Annotated in this window: 20 protein-coding genes; 13 read left to right on the top strand and 7 right to left on the bottom strand. The window is 53.4% G+C overall.

Annotated features, from left to right (window positions below):
• The first annotated feature begins 14 nt into the window (after nt 1–14).
• Together CRP01_RS31190 and CRP01_RS31195 are read left to right on the top strand one after the other, a co-directional pair.
• Nucleotides 15–569, top strand: coding sequence for a DUF421 domain-containing protein (locus tag CRP01_RS31190; protein WP_099153994.1), 555 nt, complete (start codon nt 15–17; stop codon nt 567–569).
• Between the two features lie 13 nt (nt 570–582).
• Nucleotides 583–945: a DUF1622 domain-containing protein gene (locus CRP01_RS31195; RefSeq protein ID WP_099153995.1), complete on the top strand. Its 363-nt coding sequence runs from the start codon at nt 583–585 to the stop codon at nt 943–945.
• A gap of 141 nt (nt 946–1,086) precedes the next feature.
• Here the strand turns inward: CRP01_RS31195 and CRP01_RS31200 are convergent, their stop codons facing one another.
• Both CRP01_RS31200 and CRP01_RS31205 read right to left on the bottom strand, forming a co-directional pair.
• Nucleotides 1,087–2,481, bottom strand: coding sequence for an aminopeptidase P family protein (locus CRP01_RS31200; protein WP_099153996.1), 1,395 nt, complete (start codon nt 2,479–2,481; stop codon nt 1,087–1,089).
• A 69-nt stretch (nt 2,482–2,550) separates the two neighbouring features.
• Complete coding sequence (locus CRP01_RS31205; protein ID WP_099153997.1) at nt 2,551–3,123, bottom strand: bifunctional nuclease domain-containing protein; 573 nt, start codon at nt 3,121–3,123, stop codon at nt 2,551–2,553.
• Between the two features lie 229 nt (nt 3,124–3,352).
• On the opposite strand from CRP01_RS31205, the gene CRP01_RS31210 reads away from it, so the two are divergent.
• The gene (locus tag CRP01_RS31210; protein WP_099153998.1) at nt 3,353–6,565 is read left to right on the top strand and encodes a S41 family peptidase; all 3,213 of its coding nucleotides are present in this window, start codon (nt 3,353–3,355) and stop codon (nt 6,563–6,565) included.
• A gap of 159 nt (nt 6,566–6,724) precedes the next feature.
• Here CRP01_RS31210 and CRP01_RS31215 read toward each other — a convergent pair whose 3' ends face one another.
• Nucleotides 6,725–9,754: a PVC-type heme-binding CxxCH protein gene (locus CRP01_RS31215; protein ID WP_099153999.1), complete on the bottom strand. Its 3,030-nt coding sequence runs from the start codon at nt 9,752–9,754 to the stop codon at nt 6,725–6,727.
• A 335-nt stretch (nt 9,755–10,089) separates the two neighbouring features.
• Here CRP01_RS31215 and CRP01_RS31220 point away from each other — a divergent pair, with 335 nt between their 5' ends.
• From CRP01_RS31220 to CRP01_RS31235, 4 genes are all read left to right on the top strand, one after another.
• The gene (locus tag CRP01_RS31220) at nt 10,090–11,019 is read left to right on the top strand and encodes a 3-keto-disaccharide hydrolase (RefSeq protein ID WP_099154000.1); all 930 of its coding nucleotides are present in this window, start codon (nt 10,090–10,092) and stop codon (nt 11,017–11,019) included.
• Between the two features lie 106 nt (nt 11,020–11,125).
• Nucleotides 11,126–11,839 (top strand): lipoyl(octanoyl) transferase LipB, encoded by a 714-nt coding sequence (gene lipB / locus CRP01_RS31225; RefSeq protein WP_099154001.1) that lies wholly within the window; start codon nt 11,126–11,128, stop codon nt 11,837–11,839.
• A gap of 75 nt (nt 11,840–11,914) precedes the next feature.
• Nucleotides 11,915–12,322, top strand: a complete 408-nt coding sequence (locus CRP01_RS31230) for a hypothetical protein (protein ID WP_099154002.1) — start codon at nt 11,915–11,917, stop codon at nt 12,320–12,322.
• Between the two features lie 53 nt (nt 12,323–12,375).
• Nucleotides 12,376–12,909, top strand: coding sequence for an acyl-CoA thioesterase (locus CRP01_RS31235; protein ID WP_099154003.1), 534 nt, complete (start codon nt 12,376–12,378; stop codon nt 12,907–12,909).
• Between the two features lie 17 nt (nt 12,910–12,926).
• Here the strand turns inward: CRP01_RS31235 and CRP01_RS31240 are convergent, their stop codons facing one another.
• The 4 genes from CRP01_RS31240 to CRP01_RS31255 all read right to left on the bottom strand — a co-directional run bounded on the left by CRP01_RS31240 (nt 12,927) and on the right by CRP01_RS31255 (nt 17,939).
• A complete protein-coding gene (locus CRP01_RS31240) occupies nt 12,927–13,328 on the bottom strand; it encodes a glyoxalase (RefSeq protein WP_099154004.1) in 402 nt (133 codons plus the stop codon).
• A 253-nt stretch (nt 13,329–13,581) separates the two neighbouring features.
• Nucleotides 13,582–15,237, bottom strand: coding sequence for a glucose-6-phosphate isomerase (pgi, locus tag CRP01_RS31245; RefSeq protein WP_185154583.1), 1,656 nt, complete (start codon nt 15,235–15,237; stop codon nt 13,582–13,584).
• Nucleotides 15,238–15,317: 80 nt separating this feature from the next.
• The gene (locus CRP01_RS31250) at nt 15,318–17,075 is read right to left on the bottom strand and encodes an ArnT family glycosyltransferase (RefSeq protein WP_099154005.1); all 1,758 of its coding nucleotides are present in this window, start codon (nt 17,073–17,075) and stop codon (nt 15,318–15,320) included.
• A 48-nt stretch (nt 17,076–17,123) separates the two neighbouring features.
• Entirely contained in the window at nt 17,124–17,939 is an 816-nt protein-coding gene (locus CRP01_RS31255; RefSeq protein WP_099154006.1) for a DUF3298 and DUF4163 domain-containing protein, read from the bottom strand.
• A gap of 240 nt (nt 17,940–18,179) precedes the next feature.
• On the opposite strand from CRP01_RS31255, the gene acs reads away from it, so the two are divergent.
• From acs to CRP01_RS31285, 6 genes are all read left to right on the top strand, one after another.
• On the top strand, nt 18,180–20,081 hold the full coding sequence (gene acs / locus CRP01_RS31260) for an acetate--CoA ligase (protein ID WP_099154007.1): 1,902 nt from the start codon (nt 18,180–18,182) through the stop codon (nt 20,079–20,081).
• 160 nt (nt 20,082–20,241) lie between these two features.
• Nucleotides 20,242–21,057, top strand: a complete 816-nt coding sequence (gene panB, locus CRP01_RS31265; RefSeq protein ID WP_099154008.1) for a 3-methyl-2-oxobutanoate hydroxymethyltransferase — start codon at nt 20,242–20,244, stop codon at nt 21,055–21,057.
• A 169-nt stretch (nt 21,058–21,226) separates the two neighbouring features.
• Entirely contained in the window at nt 21,227–22,258 is a 1,032-nt protein-coding gene (mltG, locus tag CRP01_RS31270; protein ID WP_099154009.1) for an endolytic transglycosylase MltG, read from the top strand.
• Between the two features lie 60 nt (nt 22,259–22,318).
• Entirely contained in the window at nt 22,319–23,452 is a 1,134-nt protein-coding gene (locus tag CRP01_RS31275) for a THUMP domain-containing class I SAM-dependent RNA methyltransferase (RefSeq protein WP_222845849.1), read from the top strand.
• Between the two features lie 175 nt (nt 23,453–23,627).
• Nucleotides 23,628–24,011 (top strand): hypothetical protein, encoded by a 384-nt coding sequence (locus tag CRP01_RS31280; protein ID WP_099154011.1) that lies wholly within the window; start codon nt 23,628–23,630, stop codon nt 24,009–24,011.
• Between the two features lie 24 nt (nt 24,012–24,035).
• The gene (locus tag CRP01_RS31285; protein WP_099154012.1) at nt 24,036–25,067 is read left to right on the top strand and encodes a hypothetical protein; all 1,032 of its coding nucleotides are present in this window, start codon (nt 24,036–24,038) and stop codon (nt 25,065–25,067) included.
• Nucleotides 25,068–25,180 lie beyond the last annotated feature (113 nt).

Genomic DNA, 25,180 nt, shown 5'->3' on the forward strand with positions numbered 1-25,180 from the left:
AACACCTGCAACCTATGGACTGGATCTTTTCGTCACTTGATACATTAGGCACCACTGCGCTGAAAGCGCTGCTTATTTACCTCATTATCATCATCTATACCCGCATCTCCGGTTTACGGACTTTTGGGAAGCTCAGTAGTTTTGATTTCGCGATCACCATTGCGATCGGTTCGATCCTGGCTAGCGTCATTCTCAGTGGAAATGTATCGCTCATGCAGGGCATGGTCGCCCTCGGGGTATTGATCACGCTGCAACACATCATTTCCATAATTCGCCGGTGGTGGAAACCCTTTGATCACCTGGTATCTAACACCCCCCTCCTCCTGATGCTGGACGGCAGAATGCTGGAAGAAAATATGCAAAAGGTAAGTCTCTCGGAAAGTACGCTGATCTCCAAGTTGCGGGAAGCCAACGTTCTCAATTTATCGGAAGTACGGGCGGTGATCATCGAAACGACCGGCGACATATCCGTTCTGCACGCTTCGGATCAGGACCGCGTTCTGGATGACTATTTACTGAAAGGAGTGAGCGGGAAACCGGGCGAAGAGAATCTGACAAAAACACCCTGAAAATTCTATACGGATGAAAGAACAATCCATGCATTTGGCCGAATGGATCGCATCGATGATCGAGATCTTCGGCATATTGATCATTGCGTCTTCCATCGTTTACGCCACTATCTATGCCATTTGGGGATTGTTTAGGAGATCCCCAAAGGAAGTCTATGCCAAATGCCGGCAACAGATCGGTAAAGGCATTTTGTTGGGACTGGAACTACTGGTCGCAGCCGATATTATTCTCACCGTAGCGGTCGAACTGACTTTCGAGTCGGTAGGTGTGCTGGCGATTATCGTGCTGATCCGTACTTTTCTCAGCTTTACGCTAAATGCCGAGATTGAAGGCAAGTGGCCTTGGCAGGACAGCTCCGCTGAACAGGAAGTCTGAATATCTGCCTGCCAGGCTATAAGGCATCCTACCCCCGCCGGAGGCACGCCAGCAGCAGTAAATAATTTGAAAAGACCTAAAGGGTATAAATTGTTACAGCAGGTTTGCTGGGAAAAGCAGATCTCTGTTTCAGTGTAGTTACTACCCGCCGTTGCGCACCGCTTCCACCTCATCAACGGTCTTGGGGATCGGAGCTCCCAGAACCCGGTGCCCGTCCTCGGTGATCAATACATTGTCTTCAATGCGTACGCCGCTAAAATCCCGGTATTCCGCCACCTTATCGTAATTGATAAAATCTTTGAACTTACCGGCTGCCTGCCACTGGTCGATCAGCTCGGGGATGAAATACAGGCCGGGTTCAACCGTCAGTACGAATCCCGCTTCCAGTTCGCGGCCCAGGCGCAGGGCACTCAGGCCGAACTGCGGGCTCCGCCTGATGGTATCGGTATATCCTACGTAGTCCTCGCCCAGATCCTCCATATCGTGCACATCCAGCCCCATCATGTGGCCCAGCCCGTGGGGAAAGAACATGGCGTGGGCCCCTTCGGCCACAGCCGCTTCCATATCGCCCTTCATCAGTCCGAGGTCTTTCAGTCCGTCGGCCATGATGCGGGCCGCCTGCAGGTGAATGTCCCGGTAGGGAATACCCGGTTTCAGGGCGTTGATGGATTCCAGCTCCGCCTGAAGCACCAGTTCGTAAATATCTTTCTGCCGTGCGGTAAATTTGGTATCCACCGGGAACGTCCGGGTGATATCGCCGGCGTAGTGCGTAGCCGTTTCGGCTCCAAAATCTCCCAGTACCATCTGACCGGATTGGAGGACGTTACCGTGGTAATGATTGTGCAGGGTCTGCCCATTGATCGTCAAAATGACGGGATAGGCAACATCGCCACCGGCGCCGATGGCAATACCTTCTACGATGCCGGTGAGTTCCGCTTCCCGGATACCCGCGCGCGCCGAACGCATGGCCGCTACGTGCATTTGTCCGCTGATGGTAACTGCCTTTTCGATCTCCGCGATCTCTTCCGCTGATTTGTAGGAGGCCTGCTTGATGATCGCCTTAACCAGGGGGACGGAATGTCCGTTCTCGACTGCATCCGGCGTTTGCCCCAGCCAGCGACTGATCTTCAGCAAATTTTCCGCCCGGTAGGGAGGCAGGTAGTGGATCTTCCGCCCGCTTGCGGCCGCGTTGGCCAGCGTATCGGCCAGACTTTTGTAGGGCGCAGTTTGTTTAGCCCCTACCCGATCGGCCATTTCCCGCATACCCGGCTGTGGGCCCATCCAGACAATGTGGTCAACCGAAAGATCGTCGCCGTAGAGTGTAGTCTCTCCGGATTCCGGATCGATCACTGCGGCCAGATGCGGTTGATCCCAACCCAGAAAGTATAGGAAATTGCTGTCCTGCCGGAAGCGGTAGGTATTATCTTTATAGTTCTTGCTGCTTTCTTCGTTGCCCAACAGCAGGATCAGACCGCCGTCGTTCACATCCGCCATAAGCTGCTGCCGGCGATTTACATAGGTGTCTTTAGGGAACATCTGTATTTGGTTATGGTAGGAATATTAAAGGATAAATGGGGAGTGCACCGTAGGTTTCGGATCGAGCTATTACCCCTCCAGCCTTTTCAGTTCGTCCCGGATCTTGGCCGCCGTTTCGTAATCTTCCTTTTCCAGTGCCTTTTCGAGCATGCCGCGGAGTTCCTCCTCGCTTCTTCCCTTGATGTTACCTTCTTCCGCCCGGGGGATGTCCCCTTCGTTGGCAGATTCGTTCTCCACCACTACACCGGCTTCATCCAGGATAAAATCGTAGGCAAAGATCGGACAGGAAAAACGGACCGCCAGCGCAATCGCATCCGAAGTACGGGAGTCGATATTGAGCAGGCTGCCGTCCCATTTTCTACAGACGAGCGTTGCGTAAAAGATGTTGTTACGAAGATCGGATATCACTACTTCTTCCAGCTCCACACCCAGTTGATCCAGTACATTTTTGAACAGATCGTGGGATAATGGACGGCTGGGCCGAATCTTTTCTATAGCTATGGCAATAGCCTGGGCTTCGAATCCACCTATTACAACCGGTAAGCGACGGTCTCCCTCATTTTCTTTTAAAATAACTATAAAATTATTCGATTGCGGCTCACTATTGGCCAGGGCCGCAATGTTCATTTCTATCTTCTGCATGTAGGACGATTGCCTTTGTAAAATCTTTGTCGCAATATCGACATATTTTTTCTCAATCGGTAATTAAAGCCCAAAAGAGCCCCATTAAATCAATTATTGCCCGAATCTGCTAAACAAAAATCCTATCTTAGAATTTTAAGGGTACCCGGCTTTTTGGATCTAGGGCCGGACTCCCATTTTCTGAAAACAGGTACCCGGTAACGGTTGCCGGTTGCCGTAAATTGACTTTATGAAAAAATCACTTGCACTCATCACCTTCTTATGTTTATACGCTATACTCAACGGACAAAATGAAGATCTATTATTGCTGAGACACCCCGGTTTGAACCCGGACGGTAGCCAGGTCGCTTTTTCTTACCAGGGCGATATCTGGACCGTGCCCGCCGTGGGAGGTACGGCCCGCCGGCTGACCATCCACGAAAGCTACGAAAGCCATCCCCGCTGGAGCCCGGACGGGCAACAGATCGTCTTCCAGGGCAACCGCTTCGGCAACGAAGACCTGTTCGTCATGAGCGCACAGGGAAGCCGCCCCGAACGACTGACCTACTATTCGGGAAGTGACGGATCGGCAGCCTGGCAGGCGGACGGCAAACTGCTGTTCAGCACCCGCCGGTTTTTCGCAGCGGTAGAACGGCTCAGTGAAATCTATTCGGTACCGGCTACCGGCGGTACGCCCCAACGTCTGCTGGATGCGCTGGGCAACAATCCGGCACCCTCTCCGGACGGTCGTTACATCGCTTTCGAGCGGGGCTCCTGCCGGATCGAACGCGAAGCCTACCGTGGCCCCGCCAATCGCGATATCTGGCTCTATGATACCCAGACCAAGGAATACACCCAATTGACCGACGATGACGGCCAGGATATTATGCCCGAATGGGGACCGGACAATACTCTCTATTTCCTCAGCGCCCGGGACGGGCGCTACAACCTTTACACCATGGGGCTGGACGGCTCTGACCAACAGGCCATCACCAGCTTCAAGGGCGAAGGGATCCGCTATTTCGACCTCAGCGCCAACGGTAAGAAACTCGTTATCGAACGAGGGGTGAATATTTTCACCATGAACCCGGACGGTAGTAACAGTGAACTCCTGAAGGTATTGGTCACCGGAGATTACCGTTTCGATCCCGAAGAGAAAAAGACCCTGACCAGCGATGCCAGCGAATTCGCACTGAGCCCGAACGGCAAATACATCGCTTTCAGCCTGCGTGGAGAGATCTTTGTCTACCCGGAGGATAAGGATAAAAAGCGGGCCAACCGCATTACCGATCACGCCGCAAGGGAGCAGGATGTAGCCTGGCTGAACGACTCCACCCTTGTTTTCATTTCCGACCGGAACGGCAATCGCGATCTCTTTATGGCCAGGGCCGCGGCCGAAGATTCCAGTGATCTCTACCGCGCCTTCCGTTTCGATATTCAACCGCTGACCAAAGGGACGGAAGAAGAAGGCAATTTCATACTCTCTCCGGACCGGAAACAGATCGTCTTTATGCAGGGCCGGGGAAAAATGCTGGTAGCCGACATCGACCCTACCCGCGGCCTGAGCAACCAACGAACCCTGCTCGACGGCTGGGACACGCCCGGCGGAGTAAGCTGGAGCCCGGACAGTAAATGGATCGCCTACTCCATGGATGATCTCAATTTCAACAGCGAGATCTACATCCACGCCGTGGATCAGTCCCAGGATCCGGTGAATGTAAGTCTCCATCCGCGCCGCGACTACAATCCGGTCTGGAGTCAGGACGGCAGCAAACTGGCCTTCCTCTCCGACCGCAACAACGGCGACGCCGATGTCTGGTTTGTCTGGCTGAAAGCAGCCGATTGGGAAAAAACCCGCAGAGACTGGGAAGATACCGACGAACCGGAATCCGGGAAAAAAGACAAAAAAGGAGATAAAGACCAAGTAGCTACCGTGCAAATCGATTTCGAGGACATCCACGAGCGGCTGGCCCAGGTCAGCAATCTGCCCGGCAACGAATCCGATCTGATGATCAGCCACGACGGAGAGACTTTCTATTACTCCATCAACGGCGGTGGCCGGCAGGGACAGGCCGGAAAGCAGGCGTTTCTCAGTACCAAGTGGGACGGCACCGAGACCAAGACCATCTTCGACGACAAGTCTATGTATGATCTCAGCTGGGATCCGGACGGCAAAATGCTCTACTATCTGGAGCGGGGCCGGATCAGTAAAGTCAATCCGGACAACAAGAAAAACGAAAGTCTGGCTTTCCAGGCCAGTATGAAGATCGATTATCCGGCCGAACGGCAACAGGTGTTTAACGATGCCTGGCGGGCGCTGCGGGACGGATTCTACGATCCGAATTTCCACGGCCAGAACTGGCAGGCCCTGCACGACAAATACGAAGCCCGGGCGCTGGCGGCGTCCACCGAGCAGGATTTCCGCGACATGTTCAACGAAATGCTGGGGCAACTCAACGCCAGCCACATGGGAATGTACGGCTCCAATCCGGAAGAGACCCAGCGGGATCGCACCGGACTGCTCGGAGTGGAAGTGGTACCGAATGAAACGGGAGTCACGATCCTGTCTGTATTACCGGACAGTCCGGCGGACCGTGAATCCAGCAAACTCTATGTAGGCGAGACCATTACCGCCATTAACGGCAACCCGGTACAGCCCGGTCAGAACTATTACGCGCTGCTGGACGGTACGGTGGACGAAAGAACCTTACTCACCGTACGCACCCCGCAAAATGCTACCCGGGAACTGGTCATCCGTCCCGCCGGCTCCCTGCGTTCGGAGATTTACGAGGCCTGGGTCGACCAGCGTAAAGCACTGACCGATCGTTATTCCGGCGGCAAATTGGGCTATATCCACATTCAGGGCATGAACTGGCCAAGTTTCGAACGTTTCGAACGGGAACTGATGGCCAGCGGCTACGGTAAGGAAGGTATCGTGATCGATGTGCGTTTCAACGGCGGCGGCTGGACGACGGATATGCTCATGGCCGTACTCAACGTCCGCCAGCATTCTTATACCATTCCCCGGGGAGCGGCGGAAGACCTCGGTCGGGAAAATAAAAAGTTTGTCAACAATTATCCTTTCGGAGAACGTTTGCCTTTCCCGGCGTTGACCATGCCCTCCGTAGCGCTTTGCAATCAGAACAGCTACTCCAACGCGGAGATTTTCTCCCACGCCTATAAAACATTGGGTCACGGGAAACTAGTGGGTACCCCGACATTCGGTGCGGTGATCAGTACCGGCAGCTACAGTCTGCAGGACGGCTCCCGCGTGCGCATGCCCTACCGCGCCTGGTACGTGAAGGCTACCGGTGAGAATATGGAACACGGACCGGCCGTTCCGGACATCATCGTGGAGAATGCTCCGGACGACAAAGCCAACAACGAAGATCCGCAATTGAAAAAAGCGGTAGAAGTACTCTTGAACAGTGCTAAAGAGACCGATCCCAATCAGGGACGGTAAGCGAAAATAAATTGAGGGAAGTCCCCATTATCCATCGAGCGTGATCGGTTTGTCCGCAATTGGACGATAGTGAACGCTCCCTTGACCTTAGGGTAGGATTGTCAAAAAACAGGGCTGGTTTCGGTAATTGCTACCGAAACCAGCCCATTTTTTTGCTTCTTATTTGAGTTCCGATAAATACGCAACCAGGTCCACCAGTTCCTGTTGATTCATTACAGCCTGCAGGTTAGCCGTCATCAGCGACTGGTCCAGCGGTTCCATCTCGGAGATCTGGTCCCGGGTGATGGTTTGGGAAATACCGCCCATCATGCGCAGGGTGACTTCCTGTTCGGTTTCCCCTTCGATATAGCCATTGAATACTCCACCATCCTTAGTGCGCACCAGGTAGCCTTCGTAACCGAAGTTGATCCCGGCGCTCGGGTAAAGAATGGCCGAATAGAGAGCGCTTTTGGCGAGTTTGCCGCCGATCTGGGAAAGATCAGGTCCAAACTGTACGCCTTCTCCATTCACCTGATGACAGCTGGCACAGGTAATGGTGAATACCGTTTTCCCGTTGGAAGGATATCCCTTCATCTCCACCAGGCGGGCAACGGGCGGCAGTGCGCCTTCCTTGCCTTCGGATGCCTCCATAAATCCGGCGGCAGCCTCCCGTACGACGGGATCCCAGCAGCGCATCATGTGCAGGACGGCCGCCGTTTTAAGATTGCCTTCCAGTTTCCCGGCTTTCACCCGGTCGAAAAGCAAGTGCTGACCGTGCCAGCCGTTGCCGAGCGCATTGACCAGGGCATTATTCACCGCAAAGGTCTGCTGTCCGCTGTCCAGTATTTTGGCCCAGAGTTCCACCAGTTTGTTATTCTGGATCGGGCCGTATTCCCGGATCAGGGCCAGTTTCGCCTGATCGTCGGCCGCTGCGCGGAAATCCTTCTCTACCAGTTGCACCCCTCCGAGGTCCATATAGGTGCCAATGGCCTGGTTGGCCAGGGAACGATCCTCGGTGTTTTTGTACATGTCCATCAGGGCCGGCAGTTCTTCGCGCAGTTCCATTTTCTGTACGGCTTCCAGCCACTCCGGAGTACCTTTCAATTTCGGCAGTAAGCCCTGGATCCGTCGTTGCAGAGCGGCATTATTATCCAGATAATCGCCGTCAATCGCGCTCAGGACGTAGGAGTTGATCAGATCCGATTTGGGATGATCGATCTCCAGCAAACCGGCGATCGTTTCGTTGCGACCATCGGCCGGTTTGAAATGAAAGGCCCGGAAATAGCGGGCGATCGCCGCTTCGTCTTCGGTTTCCTTCCGGATGAAGTCGGCCATTTTCTGAGTAGAGGAAGCCGCGCGTACCCGCCAGTAGATATCTTTGGTTGCCGCATCCATTTCGGCTTCCGCGGCCTGACTGTCCAGTTGCGCCAGGTAAAGCTCCGGATACAGATCACTACCGATACCGAGCGCTTCCAGGTACCAGCGGTCTTCACCGTCATAGCGACGGGCCAGGCTCGCCCAGAGTTCCGCCGCCTGTGGGGTACCGATCCGACGCAGCGCAATTGCCGCTTCCCGGCGCACCGCCGGCGAATCGTCCGCAACCACTTCGGCGATGTAGTCCGTCAGTTTTTCGGGAGTCAGTTGCCGGGCAATCCGCAAGGCCTGGATGCGAAAGCGTTCGTCTTCCTCGGCCAGCCCGGCCTGGATATACAGATCCGGATCGTCCGCTGTACGGGCCAGCATCCATAATGCCCGGGCCCGGGCCATATCGCGATCCCCTTCCCAGAGTTCTTTCAGCATGGCTTCTGCCCCCTCGGAGTTTTCCAGATGCATACTCGCCCGGTAGAATACATCCTGGTTAGGACTCAGAAAAGCATGCTTCAGGGATTCGGGATCATCCAGATCCAGAGCGGGCTTTTTATAGCGATCTACCTGGGGTGCAATCCGGTAGATCCGACCCTGTTGGGCATCTTCCATACGGTGGCCACCGACACCGCCGTCGTACCAATCCGACACCAGCAGGGAACCGTCGGGAGCAACCGCTACATCGGAAGGCCGGAACCACTGATCCCGGCTTTTGAGGATCACCACACTATCCGCCGTAAAGCCCGCACCATCGGCCGTGACGGGATAGGCTCTCACCTCATTTTTCAAGGCTTCACAGTGGATCATTTCCTGCTGGAAGGGTTCGGGCAGCAAGGTGCCTTCGTAAAAGGCCAGTCCGGTCGGTGAGCCGGCGTAGTTATAGCGCAACACCGGAACGGAGCCGGGATCGTTCTGGTGCCAGTGCCGCTGCGGGATCTCACTTTCCCAACCGATCCGGCGCGTACGCCAGCCGGCACCGGTGATCTCATCGCTGTAGCCGTAGTTGCCGTGTTCCAGTAGAAAATTGATATGGGTCCCCTGATTGCCGTCGTCGTCATTATCCGATTGCCAGACGTTACCGAAAGCATCGACGACCAGTTCGTAGGGATTCCGGAAATTGTGGCCCAGTACCTCTACGTTAGATCCGTCGCGGTCACAGCGAAGTGCTACTCCCTGCCGGAAAGGCTGACCGTTGGTACGGATGGGCCTACCGTCGGGATCCTTGATATAATTGCCAGCTTTATCCTTCAGACCGTTTACTTCGTTACCGAAATTAAAATACAGTTTTCCGTCCGGCCCGAATTTGATGGCGTGTAATCCGTGATCGTGATCGTAACCGCCTTCGGTAATAAAGAGCGTATCCCGGCTATCGGGCAGATCATCTCCATCCTCATCCGTGAATACCTGCAACGTCGGACTGCTGGAAACGTATACCTTGTTGCCCAGCACGGCAATCCCCAGCGGGGAAAGCAGATCGGTTCCCTGGTAAAAAACCTTTTGCTGATCCGCCTCTCCGTCTTCATCGGTATCCTCCAGGATGATGATCCGGTCTCCCTTCTCCTGTTTTTCGAACTTATCGTTGTACGGCAGCCGGTAGTTGCGGGCTTCGCACACCCAGACGCGTCCCCGTGCGTCAATGGCGATGTTGGTCGGGTTCGCCACCTGCGGCTCGGAGGCAAAAAGACCGACTTCCAGTCCATCCGCCACTTCCATACTGGCCAGCGCATTTTTCACCAGCCGACGCTGGGCTTCGTTGAGCTCCGCGTAGTCGGTTTTGGGAGCTTCGGTTTTACAACCCAGCAGGCCCAGCAGGATCGCCAGGCTGAAGATCATTCGATTCGTCATGTTAAGCTTGTTTTTCGTTATCGGAGTCTAAATTAGGAAATTCGGGTAGAATCTGCGGAATAATAGCCAGTGAGGAGGGTTGTTCGGTAGATAATGGACCATTCGACAAGGAACATCACCAAATGGACAAAAAAAAGGCGCTGACATGCAGCGCCCAACAACCAATTTGCGATTTGCGATAATCTTAAAAGATTGCAGTTGAAAGCCTATTCGAACAACTGCAACGCTAATATAAAAATAAATGTCGGTTTGACATTTATTTTTTGCAATTTTTATTCCCTAATTTGCTCAACTAGTTTGAACTTATCGCATCAACCAACTTTATCAAGAACATCATGCACACAAAAAGCATTCTTTTCTTTCTTCTACTTTTCGGTCTTTTCAGTTGCGGGAACACTACTGAAAACACTGACAACCAACCCGATCCCAATCAGGAAGAATGGGTGGCCCTCTTCAACGGCACGGACCTCGAAGGCTGGGAGATCAAGATCACCGGCTTCCCGATGGGCGAAAATCACAAAAACACCTTCCTGGTCGAAGACAGCATTCTGAAGATCAACTATACGGAATACGACAGCTTCGACAGTGAGTTCGGACACCTCTATACCGTCGAGCCTTATTCTTATTACAAATTGCGCACCGTATACCGATTCGTCGGAGAACAGGTACCGGGCGGCGCTTCCTGGAATGTGCGCAACAGCGGGATTATGCTACACTCCCAATCGGCCGGCAGCCTGGAACTGGATCAGGATTTTCCGGTTTCGGTCGAAATGCAGTTTCTGGGTGGCCTCGAAGAAGGTGTAGACCGGCATACGGCCAACGTATGTACTCCCGGTACGGCCGTCTATACCGACGGCGAACTCAACCTCGATCACTGCATCGAATCCGACTCCAAGACCTATTACGGAGATCAGTGGGTGGAAGTGGAAGCCATCGTACTGGGCGATTCGATTATCCACCACGTCATGGAAGGCGATACCGTACTTACCATGACCAAACCAATGGTGGATCCGGACAGTATCTTCATCAATCGCAATCAGCCGGAAGCGGATTGGCCGTCATTCGGTATTTCCGAACCGCAAGGCTGGATCGACCGGGCCGGCCAGTTACTCAGCGAGGGGCACATTGCGCTGCAGGCGGAAAGTCACCCCATTCAGTTCAAAACTGTAGAATTGCTCAACCTCAAAGGCTGCATGGACCCTGAAGCCAAAAATTATAAGTCCTATTACGTAGCGGCGGATAACAGCCAGTGCGAATACGATTAAAGTAATACGGGGCTCCCCTACGGCTTTTATTGGAAAGCCGTAGGGTCCAACGCTCATTCCTCCTTTGCACATTCAACCAAATTTGCCTCCCGCGCATTTATATGGTATGCAACAAGTGATTTTCGAAGATCTGGGATTGATCAGCTACCAAACGGCCTGGGATTATCAGGCCGAGCAACAGCGGGCCATCATCGACCGCAAACTGGCCAACCGGCAGCGTAAGAAGGACGGGCAGCCTATAGAAGCGTCCGGCCACCGGCTCATTTTTTGCGAGCATCCGCCGGTATATACTCTGGGTAAAAGCGGATCGATGGATCATTTGCTGCTGAATGAATCCGAGCTGCAGGAACAGGGATTTGAATTTTTTAAGATCAACCGCGGTGGAGACATTACCTACCACGGTCCCGGTCAGATCGTCGGCTACCCGCTTTTTGATCTGGATGAGTTCTTTACGGATATTCACCGCTATGTGCGTTATCTGGAAGAGGCCGTTATCCGGACCATCGCCGAATACGGATTGAGCGGGCAGCGGGTAAAAGGATATACCGGCGTCTGGCTGGATGCCACCGACCGGCTCCCGGAACGAAAGATCTGCGCCATCGGCGTTCACCTCAGCCGCTGGGTGACCCTGCACGGCTTTGCCTTTAACGTGAATACCGACCTGTCTCATTTTGATAACATCGTTCCCTGCGGCATTGCCGATCAGGACAAAGCCGTGACCTCACTGGCCAGAGAATTGGGCGAATCGCTTCCAATTGAGGAAGTTAAATCGAAACTGAAATTACATTTCGCCCAGCTTTTTGGCTATCAATACGCCTAGAATAGCCTCTATATCGATAACTTTTTTATTTTTGCACGCCTTTTGGCAAGAAGCATGGATTAATCGAATAGAAGCATGAAAAAAGACATCCTGCAAAAAGAGGTCGACCAGTTAGCCGTAGTCATTGCTCCGCGGGAAGATCATTCCGAAAAAGACGAACTCTGGGATACCTTTCTGGTCAACCTTTACGACGAACCGATCAGCAGTGTGCTGGTCAGTTCGAAAGGATACGGCGAGATCGAAGGCGAGAAAATGTCCACCACTACCCTAAGGCATTTTTTCGAAGAAATCGCTCCGCAGCAGATGGTACCGATCGAACCGATCCAGCCTACCTTGTTCCAGCTAACCAACGAATTTTGGGTGAGTTTTGTGCACGAGGGGTATATGTACGACAAAAAGTACGTTTTTGCCAAAGGCTCTATCCACGAAAGTAAGGTTACCAAACTCCCCTTTTCCGACCGGCAGGGAGTAATGCTCAAATAATACGGTCTTCCGCTTAAGGCCCGTATACCGTCCACCTAATTGACTGTGAATCTATGGAATTACGACCCAAAAAAGTAAGTGAAAGTCATACGACGATGACCCAGATGGTGATGCCCAACGATACCAACCCGATGGGCAATCTGATGGGCGGTAATCTGCTGCGGTGGATGGATATCGCCAGCGCTATCAGTGCCGGCAAGCACTGCGAAGCGCACGTCGTGACGGCCTCCGTAGACCACGTCTCCTTCGAAAAGCCGATCCGTATGGGCGAGATCGTCACCCTGGAATCTTCCGTCACCCGGGCTTTTCGCACTTCGGTGGAGGTGATCGTAGAAGTATTCGCCGCCAATATCAAGGGGCACGATCCACGTCGCTGCAACCACGCTTATTATACCTTCGTCGCTCTGGACGAAGAAAATGGCAGCCCCACCCCCGTCCCAAAACTGCTTCCCCTGAATGAGATCGAACAGCAGCGTTTCGATAGTGCTACCCGCCGCCGCGAGATGCGCCTCATCCTCAGCGGCCGCCTGAAACCGGAAGATGCGTCGAGCATCCGGGCACTATTTGAAGATATTATCCAGCGGTAGGAAACTAACTAGTAATATTAAGAATTTGAAGATCCATCGTCAAAGCTGACGCTCTGCAGGCGTTGCACCAGCAGATCGGTTAAGCGGCGTCTCAATTCCTTTTCATCCGCAAGGTAATCCGCATACTCTTCCCGGGTAAAATGTCCCAATATTATACCGATCAGCAGATTTCTGAATTGCCGATCCTGGCGAATACTGTGCTCAATGTACTCCTGCTTTTTGGGAGCGGTCAATTCGTAGTATTTATTTTTTCGCAGCCCGATGTAATGTTGAAAAACAGCGACCAGCAACTCATGCTGGAATTTCAGGATAGGACGTAAACATTCATTTTGAAACTGCTCCGCGGAACTGTAATCTTCAGAAGCAACGATGGCGGGAATTTCGGGGCGCAGGTCCTTGATAGCTTTTCGGTCGGTCATGATCGGAGGAATGGTTAAAGTTTTTTTGATGGGAGTGTAAATTCAATTCGTGGCACCTCACCAAATCTTGAATTGGTAAAGTGAGGATACGAATGGTAGTTAGGCTCAGAACACCCCCTCAGTCCTTTGGACAGCTCCCCGGAGGGAGCACAGTTCTCTTCAGCGTACAAGAAATAGCAGGCAGTCCAGGATCAGAAAACCAACATTTCCACATTTCCACCTTAACACATTAACACTTCAACACCTCAACACATCACTCCCCCCGCTTATCCTTATAAGCATTGATCAAACCATTCGTCGAAGCATCATGGCTGGTGATCACCTCATCATTTTCCAGTTCCGGCAGGATGGATTTAGCCAGTTGTTTACCCAGTTCCACGCCCCACTGATCGAAGCTGAAGATATTCCATACCACGCCCTGCACGAAGATCTTGTGTTCGTAGAGCGCCGTGAGGATCCCGAGGGTACGCGGCGTCATTTTGGTAGCCAGGATGGAGTTGGTCGGTTTGTTGCCTTCGAATACTTTGAAGGGTACCAGTTTGTCGATCTCCTCCTGCGACTTTCCGCTGCCGGACAGTTCGTCCCGCACTTCGGTTTCCGTTTTGCCCTTCATGAGGGCTTCCGTCTGGGCGAAGAAGTTGGACAGCAGTTTTTCGTGGTGATCCCCGACAGGATTGTGGCTGACGGCCGAGGCGATGAAATCCGCCGGGATCAGTTTGGTGCCCTGGTGGATCAGTTGGTAAAAGGCGTGTTGGCCGTTGGTGCCCGGTTCGCCCCAGATGATGGGACCGGTCTGGTAGTTGACCGCTTCGCCGCTGCGGTCTACGTATTTGCCGTTGCTTTCCATATTACCCTGCTGGAAATAGGCCGGGAAACGATGCAGGTACTGGTCGTAGGGTAAGATGGCTTCGGTTTCGGCCCCGAAGAAGTTGTTGTACCAAATCCCGATCATCGCCAGGATTACCGGCAGATTCTTATCCAGTTCGGTGGTGCGGAAGTGTTCATCCATGGCGTGAAAGCCCTCCAGGAGTTCCACGAAATGTTTGAACCCAATGGTACAGGCGATGGACAAACCGATGGCGGAAGTGAGCGAATAGCGGCCACCGACCCAGTCCCAGAATACAAACATATTATCCGGATCGATACCGAATTTGGTAACGCCTTCCTTATTGGTGGATACCGCGACGAAGTGTTTGGCGATCCACTTTTCATCCTCCGCGGCGCCCAGCAGCCAGTCGCGTGCGGAGTGGGCATTGGTCATGGTCTCCTGGGTGGTGAAAGTTTTGGAACTGATGATGAAGAGCGTGGTTTCCGGCGACAGGTCCCGCAGGGTCTCTTCCAGGTGGGTGCCATCCACATTGGAGACGAAGTGCGGTTTGATATTTCCCCGCCAGTACGGACGCAGCGCTTCCGTGACCATTACGGCTCCCAGGTCCGATCCTCCGATACCGATGTTGACGATGTCCGTGATTGGCTTGCCGGAGTATCCCTTCCAGGCACCGCTCAGCAGCTGTTCCGAAAAAGCCTCCATTTTGTCCAGGACTTCGTTCACTTCCGGCATAACGTCCGTTCCGTCCACAATCACCGGCGTATTGGAGCGGTTGCGCAAAGCAGTATGCAGCACCGCCCGTTGTTCGGTTTCGTTGATCGCCTCCCCGCTGAACATCTTTTCAATGCTTTCCGTCACCTTGGTTTCCCGGGCCAGCGCCATCAGTTTTTCGAGGGTTTCGACGGTGATCCTGTTCTTGGAATAATCGAACAGGATATCCTCAAATTCCGCAGAGAATTTCAGGAAACGCTCGGCGTCCTGCGCAAACAGGTCCCGCATGTGTACGTCCTTGATCGACTGATAATGGGCCTCAAGAATTCTCCAGGCTTCGGTCTGGGTTGGGTTTTGACGGTTCAGCATGATATTACTTTTGTCCGTCGCAAAAATGGGATATTCTAAACAATTCAGCGAAAATCCATCCTCCTTTATTCCGGCAGGCCTCACTTTTCTTGTCCGCCAATCTCAATTTTCACGGGCCTGGTGGCAAAGGCCGGCGGCAGATCTCCGGTCTGGATACAAAGGAAAAAATCGTAGGTCCCGGCGGGTAGTCCGTCTAACACCCGGATTACGGCCCGCAGAGATATGGTGCTATTCGCCGGCCAGACCGACGGTGGATCGATCAGTTGCAGATTCGCGTGATCTTCCAGGCAGTCAAACGGTCCGTAACGTTCTTTTACCGATAACGGAAGGTCGCCTTTTGCCGGAAAGATATCGAAGGAATAAGGGTTGGTTAAAGCGATGGAAAATTCGATACGCTCACCCGGTATCCAGGGGCCGGCCGGCAGTTCGGGTTGCAGCGTGACCTTCTGGCTGATCTGCAGGCTGTCTACCCGCAGGAGCTTGAACGTAGCGCCGGGCAGAGGAGCGATCTCAGCCGCCGGCTGTTCCCAGGTAGACTGGCCCGCTATCAGTACCCGCTGGTTGTGCAGATCGGTTTCCCAGTAGCGCAGGTCATACTGGTTTTTGCGGTAGCAAAGGTCGGTAAAGGTGTAAGCCCGCCGGCCGGTGTAGAACTCGTACAGGGCCGGATTGCGGTAGGAGTCCTGAAAGACGACCGGCAGATCACCGGCCACCTGCTCCAGTTCCGGCACCCAGGCCTGGCGATTGAACGGCGTTCGCAGCCCGCTATCGGGCCAGGCCAGCACGATCCGCGCGATCACCAGCAAACCGAAGGAGACCGCCGCCATGCGCTGCACCCACTTAGCCAGCCAGGCATCCGTTTCGCTTTCGCGGTACAACAGCACGATAAAGCACAGGCTGAGGATAACCGTCCATTGTGGCTCCACGTGGCCTTTGAAGGTCGTATAAAAGAAGAAGGCCCAAAATCCGAAGATCACCCAGCGGAAGGCCCGTTCGAGCTCATCCGCCGGTTTCCGTCGCCACAGTGTACGCACGATCAGTGGGAACAGCAACGGACTGAAGATCAACAGCTGGTTGAGCAAATAATTGAAGGTGTGTTTCAGTTCGTAGGGGTCATCCCGGCCGCTGAGGTGGTAGCGAAAGGACGGGAAATCGTTAGCGTATTGCCAGTACAGGTGCGGCAGGAACAGAAGCGCCCCCCAGAAACCGGCTAGGTAAAAGTAGGGTTGCCGGAGCAGGCGCCAGTTGGAAAGCACCGTGAAAAAGATCAACAGTACACCGTGATACTTACTGTAGAGCAACGCCGCCATCACGGCTCCCCAAAGCAGCGCCCGGTATAGGTCGGGTTTTTCCAAAAACCGGCGGTAGGACCAGAAAAAGAGGGCGGAAAAGAACAGGAGTGGCGCATCCGGCGTCGCGACGAAAGCATATACCTGCAACAGCGGCATGGCCCCGAACAGCAATGCCAGTCGAATGATCGCTGCGGGTTTCTGCGGTCGGCCCACGAGGTCCCAGAGCAGCAGAAAAGTCCCGACGCTCAGCAGAGGCATCAGCAGACGGACACCGGCCTCTCCCGGCACCAGACTTTTGCCCAGAGCGATCAGGAGGGCGATCACGGGCGGATGGTCAAAATAACCCCAGTCCAGCGCTTTGGCGTAGATCCAGTAATAGGCTTCATCGGGATCCAGTCCGAGCAGGGCAGCCTGTAACAGATTGAAAGCCAGCCAGCCGGCCGACAGTAGTAGCAGTAGTTTGACGAAAGGTCTCAATTGTTCGGTATTGGGTACCTGGAATTGGGGCGTAAGGGGTAATAGGTGGATCCGCGAAATAGCTTCCATAAATCCCGGTCAATGCACGGATCACACTACCGGGTACGTCTATGGTTTTTACGGCTGCCGGATGACCTCTTTCAGGTCTTCGTAAGGAATGGTAAATTCCGTGGATCCCAGCGCGTAGGCCGCTGCTTCGTAGGGATTGTAATGAAAATAAACCCCTTCTTCCTGCAGGGCGAAATTTTGCGGCAGGCTAAAGGAATCTCCCCAGAAAAAGCCGGCATCCGCGATAGAAATACTGGGTTCGATCTCGCGTACTTCCCGGAACTTTTTCTCTACCACCGCCCGCAGTTTATCTTCGTCCGTAAAAATATCCCGCAGGTTGAGCTTTTTGCCGTTGGTAAGATCAAAATTGATCAGATCGAGAAAGATATTGGGGTGAGCGCCACCGGTATAGGAATAGGCATTGAGCGCTACCGAAAGTACCTTCGCCGATTTGTGCAGGATAGAGCCTTCCACTTCAATTTCCCAGGCAAACGGATAATCCGGAGTTTCCTGCATGAGCTGTTCAAAATCCAGGATGTAGGCATCCGCGATGCTGTCCAGACTACCGTCCAGTTCGGACTGGTCTACGGCAAAAACGGCCAGGTTGGACTTGAGGTGATAGGCAATGGTATCATTGATCGCCTGGATGACCGCAGAAGGGCCGGTCACCAGATAGGGATAACTCGCATTGATCCGCATACAGTGCGTACTGTCCTGCTGGCAGTAGGACGATTCTTTTGCAAAAGTCTTTTGTTCTATGGTAATTTCCTGGCCCGTCTGGCTGTAATCGGTTGCCTGCTGATCGTCCGGGTCGCTCTGGCAGGCGAATAAAAAGAGCAGTAAAACCAACGGGACGTATTTACTTTTCTTAATTACATGTTTCATAATAATTCGCTATTTGGAATAAAATAATCGGGAAATGCTATAAAATAATGTCTTGTCGATTTTACGCGCGAAAGTAAAGCATTTGTAAGATATATACTTTTTTTATTTTATTGCTTCCTCTCCTAACAACGCTTTTTTGGCCAGAATTCTTATTAATCATCCACGTCCTCTTATCACAGTTTTATACCTTTGGACAAATGGAACCTTTAACCATAGAATTTTAGAAAAAATAAAGCGAAAATGACGCACAGGATCAACTCCTTCGACGAGTACAAAGAACAATATGAAAAAAGCGTAACAAATCCGGAATCCTTTTGGGCCGAGGTAGCCGAGACCTTTTCCTGGTACAAAAAATGGGACCAGGTACTGGAGTGGGATTTCCGTAAGCCGGCCGTTAAATGGTTCAAAAATGCCAAACTCAATATCACCGAAAACTGCCTGGACCGCCACCTGGAAACCCGCCCGGATCAGACCGCGATCATCTTCGAACCCAACGATCCTGAAGCACCCGTACAAAAATTCACCTACCGCGAATTGCACCTGGCCGTATGCCGCGCCGCCAACGCGCTGAAAGCCAACGGCATCAAAAAGGGCGATCGCGTGTGTTTCTATATGCCCATGGTCCCCGAACTGGCCATCGGCGTGCTGGCCTGCGCCCGGATCGGGGCGGTCCACTCCGTGGTTTTTGCCGGATTTTCGGCCCAGGCTCTGGCCGACCGGATCAAGGATGCAAGTTGTAAAATGGTGATCTGCTCGGACTTCAACAACCGGGGAGCCAAACACATTCCCGTCAAAAATGTAGTGGATGACGCCCTGAAGATGGACTGCGACAGCATTGAGACGGTACTGGTACATCGCAATACCGGTGACGGGATCGAATGGACGGAAGGACGCGATAAGTGGTGGCACGAGGAAGTCGATCCGCAGAGCGGAGATTGCCCGGCCGAAGTGATGGACGCGGAGGATATGCTGTTCATCCTGTACACTTCGGGGTCCACCGGCAAACCCAAAGGCGTGGTGCATACCTGCGGGGGTTATATGGTGTACACGACCTATTCATTCAAAAATGTTTTCCAGTACCGCGAGGGGGATGTCTACTGGTGTACGGCCGACATCGGCTGGATCACCGGTCACTCCTATATCGTATACGGCCCGCTGGCCGCCGGTGCAACTACGGTCATGTTCGAAGGCGTACCGACCTACCCGCACGCCGGCCGGTTCTGGGAAGTAGTGGAAAAGCACAAAGTCAATCAATTCTACACCGCTCCGACCGCCATCCGGGCCCTGATGGCCTTCGGCGACGAGCCGGTTAAAAAATACGATCTCACTTCCCTGCGCATTCTGGGGAGTGTGGGCGAACCCATCAATGAAGAAGCCTGGAACTGGTATCACGAAACGGTCGGCAATAAAGGTTGCCCCATCGTCGATACGTGGTGGCAAACCGAAACGGGGGGCATCATGATCTCCGGACTGGGTGGTCTGAGTCCCATGAAACCGGCCCACGCCGGTTATCCGCTGCCGGGCGTTCAATTGTGTCTGGTCGACAACGAAGGCGTGGAGATCGAAGGGAATGATGTGGAAGGACTGCTTTGCGTCAAGTTTCCCTGGCCGTCCATTCTGCGGACGACCTACGGCGACCACGAACGCTGCCGCACCACCTACTTCGCCATGTTCGAGGATAAATACTTTACCGGTGACGGCGCCCGCCGCGATGAGAACGGCATGTACCGTATTATCGGACGGGTAGACGATGTACTCAACGTCTCCGGTCACCGGATGGGTACCGCTGAAGTGGAAAACGCCATCAATGAACACCCGAAAGTCGTGGAATCCGCCGTAGTCGGCTATCCGCACGATATCAAGGGGCAGGGCATCTACGCATATGTGATCACGACCGAAGAGGTCTCCGACGAAGATGCCTTCGCCAAAGAGGTGCGTGATGTGGTGACCCGGGAGATCGGTCCCATCGCCAAACCGGACCGCATCCAGGTCGTATCCGGTCTGCCCAAGACCCGCTCGGGTAAGATCATGCGACGGATCCTGCGCAAAGTTGCTTCGGGAGATACCAGCAACCTGGGCGATACCTCTACCCTGCTGAACCCGGAGATCGTCGAAGAGATCAAGTCCGGCGCTAAACAATAAGACATGATTGGTCCGCTTCGGTCGATGATCGGGGCGGACCGATATTTTATCTCATTCGGCTTACTGCCGTCCCCATCTTCCCGCTCGGGACATTCCTCCTTAGATTAATTATCTATCTTTGCCGCTCATCAAAGAACTAGTCAACGCTGGTTAAGAAGCTATGTCCGTAAACAAGGAGATCAAGCGCATTACCACCCATGTGCTGCAGGCCATGAAAGGCCGGGGTGAGAAAATTGCCATGCTTACCGCCTACGATTATTCCATGGCCCGCATCCTCGATGCCGCCGGTATCGATATCCTGCTGGTGGGTGATTCGGCCTCGAACGTAATGGCCGGTCACGAAACGACCCTGCCCATCACCCTGGATCAGATGATCTACCACGCCAGTTCCGTGGTGCGGGCCGTAAAACGGGCCCTTGTAGTGGTTGACCTGCCGTTCGGTTCCTATCAGGGCAACTCTAAACTGGCGCTGGAATCGACCATTCGCATCATGAAGGAATCCGGAGCCCACGCCGTAAAACTGGAAGGTGGAGCGGAGATCGCCGAGTCCATCAAACGGATTCTTTCCGCCGGGGTACCGGTCATGGGCCACCTCGGTCTCACACCCCAGTCGATCTATAAATTCGGTACGTACACCGTGCGGGCCCGGGAAGAGGAAGAAGCTAAGAAATTGATCGAAGATGCCCTTTTACTGGAAGAACTGGGTTGTTTCAGCATAGTGCTGGAAAAGATCCCGGCCAACCTGACCAAAAAAGTAGCCGAAAGGCTGGTGATCCCCACCATCGGGATCGGCGGCGGTGCGGATGCCGACGGGCAGGTGCTGGTGACCCACGATCTGCTGGGCATTACCAAAGATTTTCAGCCGCGTTTCCTGCGCCGGTACCTGGAACTGTTCAACACCATTCAGGAAGCCGTAGAGCAGTACATCGACGATGTGAAGTCTCAGGATTTCCCCAACGAGCAGGAGCAATATTAGAATCGATATTGAAGTTTAAGCGGGAAGTGGTCGGCTATACCGGCAGGACCACCGGTAAAACTGATCTCCCGGATACCAAATGCCGGAAACGCCGTCGTTTTGGACTAATGAGGCACCTCTTGACCGCAGGCTGCCCGGCTGATTGCCCGCACTCTTGACAAGTTAAATTATGAAGAAGACCATTCTGATCGCGCTGATCGCGGTGGCGGTAACTGCCCTGGGTATTGCCCTTTATTATTACAACCAACTGGCGATTAAAGCCGCCGTCCCCCGGGACCTGCAAGATCCGATCGTATTGATCCCTTCCAACTCTTCCTACGAGGAAGTCGTGGCCATCCTCCGGGAACGCAATATGCTCGGCAACGAGCAACTCTTTCACCAAATGACCAAACGCATGGGCTACCGGCGCGACCCCATGCGCAACGGCCGCTTTGCCGTGGAACCCGGCTGGTCCATGATCGAACTGATCCGCCATCTGCGGAACGGCAAACAGGATCCAGTGGATGTGGTGCTGACCAACGAGCGCCTTCTGGAAAACGTGGCGGCCAAAGTGGCCCGTTTTATCGAACCCGACTCGCTGAGCGTTATCACGACCTTTAAAGATCCGGAGATCCTGCAACAGATGGGCTTCACGGAGGAGACCCTGATGAGTCTCTTCATCCCCAACACCTACGAGCTATTCTGGAATACCACGCCCGGAGAATTCCTCGAACGGATGCAAAAGGAACACGATCGTTTCTGGAATAACGGCCGCCTGGAAAAAGCCAAAGCCCTGGACATGAGCCCGGCGGAAGTCTATACCCTAGCCTCCATTGTGGAAAAGGAAACGCTCCAGGATTCGGAAAAAAAGCGGATGGCCGGTGTTTATCTCAATCGCCTGCGGACCAACATGCGGCTCCAGGCCGATCCGACTTCCGTATTCGCCCGCAGGGATTTCAATACCCGGCGGGTCACCGATTATCATACAAAATTCGATTCTCCCTACAACACTTACGTATACAAAGGCCTGCCTCCCGGACCGATCGCGATGGCCTCTATTTCCAGTATTGATGCGGTTTTAGGTGCGGAAGACCACGACTATGTTTATTTTTGCGCCCGGGGAGACGGCAGCGGTTTCCATAATTTCGCCAAAACCCTCGCCGCTCACAATCAAAATGCCGCCCTCTACCGCGAAAATCAGCGGAAACGGGGCTTGCGTTAAATCGCCAGGCGCGACATTCGAACTCAGATTTCACTTTATCGCATTAAAACTCACAGACTTTTGCAATTAGCCATTAAGACACTTGCCGGATTAGAACCATTATTAGCCGGGGAATTGAAAGCCCTTGGAGCCCGGGACATCGAAGCCGGCACGCGGATCGTCACCTGTACGGGTGATCCCGAAGTGCTCTACCGGGTCAATTTCGAAAGTCGCACCGCGCTGCGCGTACTCGTACCGATCGATAGCTTCCGGGCCACCCACGAAAAAAGACTGTACAATAAGATCCAGCAGATCGACTGGAGCCAGTACATGCAGGTAGACCAGACGCTGGCGATCGATGCGGTGACCAATTCCCAGCATTTTCGCCATTCCAAGTACGCGGCGTTGAAAACAAAGGACGCCATCGTCGATCAGTTCCGGGATAAATTCGGCCGTCGCCCCAATATCAACGTGCGTAATCCGGATCTTCGGATCAATATTCACATCAGCAACGACATCTGTAATGTTTCCCTGGACAGTTCCGGGGATAGCCTCCACAAACGCGGCTACCGGGTAGATACCGTGGAGGCCCCGCTCAACGAGGTACTGGCGGCGGGGATGGTGATGCACACCGGCTGGAGTGGTGACCGGCCGCTGGTCGATCCCATGTGCGGATCGGGAACCATCCTGATCGAAGCGGCCATGATCGCCGCGAATATTCCCCCGCAGTTGCCCGGCCGCAAGTTCGGTTTTCAGAACTGGGCCGATTACGATGCCAAACTGTGGGAAGCGGTCAAGGCCCGGGCGCTGGATCAGATACGTCCCATCGAGGTGCCCATCCTGGGGTATGACAAAGCATTCAAAGCCGTGAAGATCAGTCACCAGAACATCCTGGCCGCCCGGCTTTCGGGAAAGATCGAGGTCGAGCGCAAGGCTTTCGAAAAAATGGATCCCCCTCCCCCACCGGGTGTGCTGATTATGAACCCTCCTTACGACGAGCGACTGGCCGTTGAAGATGTAAAAGCGTTTTACCAATCCATCGGCGACCGACTCAAACAGGCTTACGCCGGCTACGAAGCCTGGATCATTTCCAGCAATCTGGATGCCATGAAAAGTATCGGACTGCGGGCTTCCCGCCGCCTCACGCTGTTCAACGGGCCGTTGGAATGTAAGTACATGAAGTTCGAACTCTACGAGGGTAGTCGCAAGCGCTAAGACTGGTATTCGGTTTGCCGGATATGGCTACTACACCGGCACTTAGTGATCCGCGGCAGACAAAACAGCAACCCGGATCGTAATTATTCCCACAACGCTGAGAATTTAATTGGCCGGTTTGCTTATATTTATAGGCGTCATAAAGATCATCGGACTGTATTCAAGGCATATTACTATGCAAAAACTGCTACTGCTTTTCGGTTTATTCGTTGCCACCGGCACTGCTTTCGGGCAGTCGGCCGACTGGACGCGGGTGCAGCAGCAGAATCTGGTGGAGTTGCGCCGCAGTCTGGAGGAGGTCCCTACGATCTCCTACCTGAGTCATTTGCGGATCGCTCCGGTATTACAGGCTGCCGGCTCCCGCGGGCAACGACCGGCCGATCTGGCCACCGCTCCCGTACCGGCCGCGTGGAATTATCAGGATCTCGCCTTCTTCTGCAAACTGGAAGTGAAGATGGAAAAGGCGCTCAATTTGCCCGTGAAGTTCCGGTTGGGCGAAGTACAGGCCGTTGAAAAGAAGGAAGGAAAATTAAAAACCCATTTTGCCGATCGGCAATAAACCTTCACGCATAAATATTACTTTATGAAAACGCTCTGTTCTGCTCTGGTCGCGGGGATATTGCTCTGCCTGCCCCTTTCCCTGGCCGCCGTTACCATCGAAGGCCAGGTCCGTAATTTTACGTTTCCTGAAGTCATGTTCAATCTGCTTTTCGGTCGTTTCCACCTCTTCATGGATGATGAGATCATTCTACCCGACGCAGCCGGCAACTTCCGCTACGAGCTCGAAGTGGATGAGATCCGTTTCGCCCAGCTAAAATTCAAAGACAAGACCATTCAGTTATTTCTCGACCCGGCGGCCGAAAGGCTCATCGTCGAACTGGACTACGCCGCCGATGATCTGGCGCTGCGTTTTTCGGGCGATTCAGCCGCTGAGAACACCTTTATCAACCAGCGGCTCTACCCGAATTATCACGATAAATTGCGGACGCTCCTGCCCGAGCAAAGCTCCAATCCCGATGCCGTAGATCATTTCGCCACCGAAGAAGAAACCGTTGAGGTCGATCAGTTGAACGAGATCCGGGATCAGATCAGCGAAGCCAATTATGAACTCCTGCGTCGGGAGATCAGCGCTTATTATCTGACCATCCGCCTGCAGGCCGGGAACAACATCGGCTGGCGCAACCACGAAGAGTACGAAGCCCACTGGATGATGCGCAGTGAGGAACTGGGCAAATTGATCGACTGCCAGAGCGCGAATAAGTTTGCGCCTTATTTTAACCACCTCATCCACACCTATTACGATCACCTACGCATCAAATACTATTACCTCCGTTCTCCTGCGGATTCAACGCTCTGGCAACAACGGTTCGGGGTAAATTCCGAAGCGGCACTGGCGGATCTCAAAAGGAACGATAAATACAATGTCGACCTCTACGCCATAGGCAAAGCCGGCTTCTGCGAAGCCATATTTGAAAAATTACTCTCCAACCGGATCTTTCGCAGTCAACGCGACGGCGATTACGAAAATCTCATCCGGATCTACGAAGCCTTTGAGGAGCAATTTCCGGAAAGTAAATACCTTCCCGTGCTAAAAGCGGGAATGGAAAGAATTTAAGGGGCTAAAAACAAAAGGCTCACCTTCAAAAAACTGCGATTTTTTGTTTAAGTAGCTGTTATTCATACACTTGCGTGGATTTTAGCGGATTTTGCAACTCAAATCAAAACACT

The sequence above is a fragment of the Flavilitoribacter nigricans DSM 23189 = NBRC 102662 genome, from assembly GCF_002646595.1.
Taxonomy (GTDB): Bacteria; Bacteroidota; Bacteroidia; order Chitinophagales; family Saprospiraceae; genus Flavilitoribacter; species Flavilitoribacter nigricans.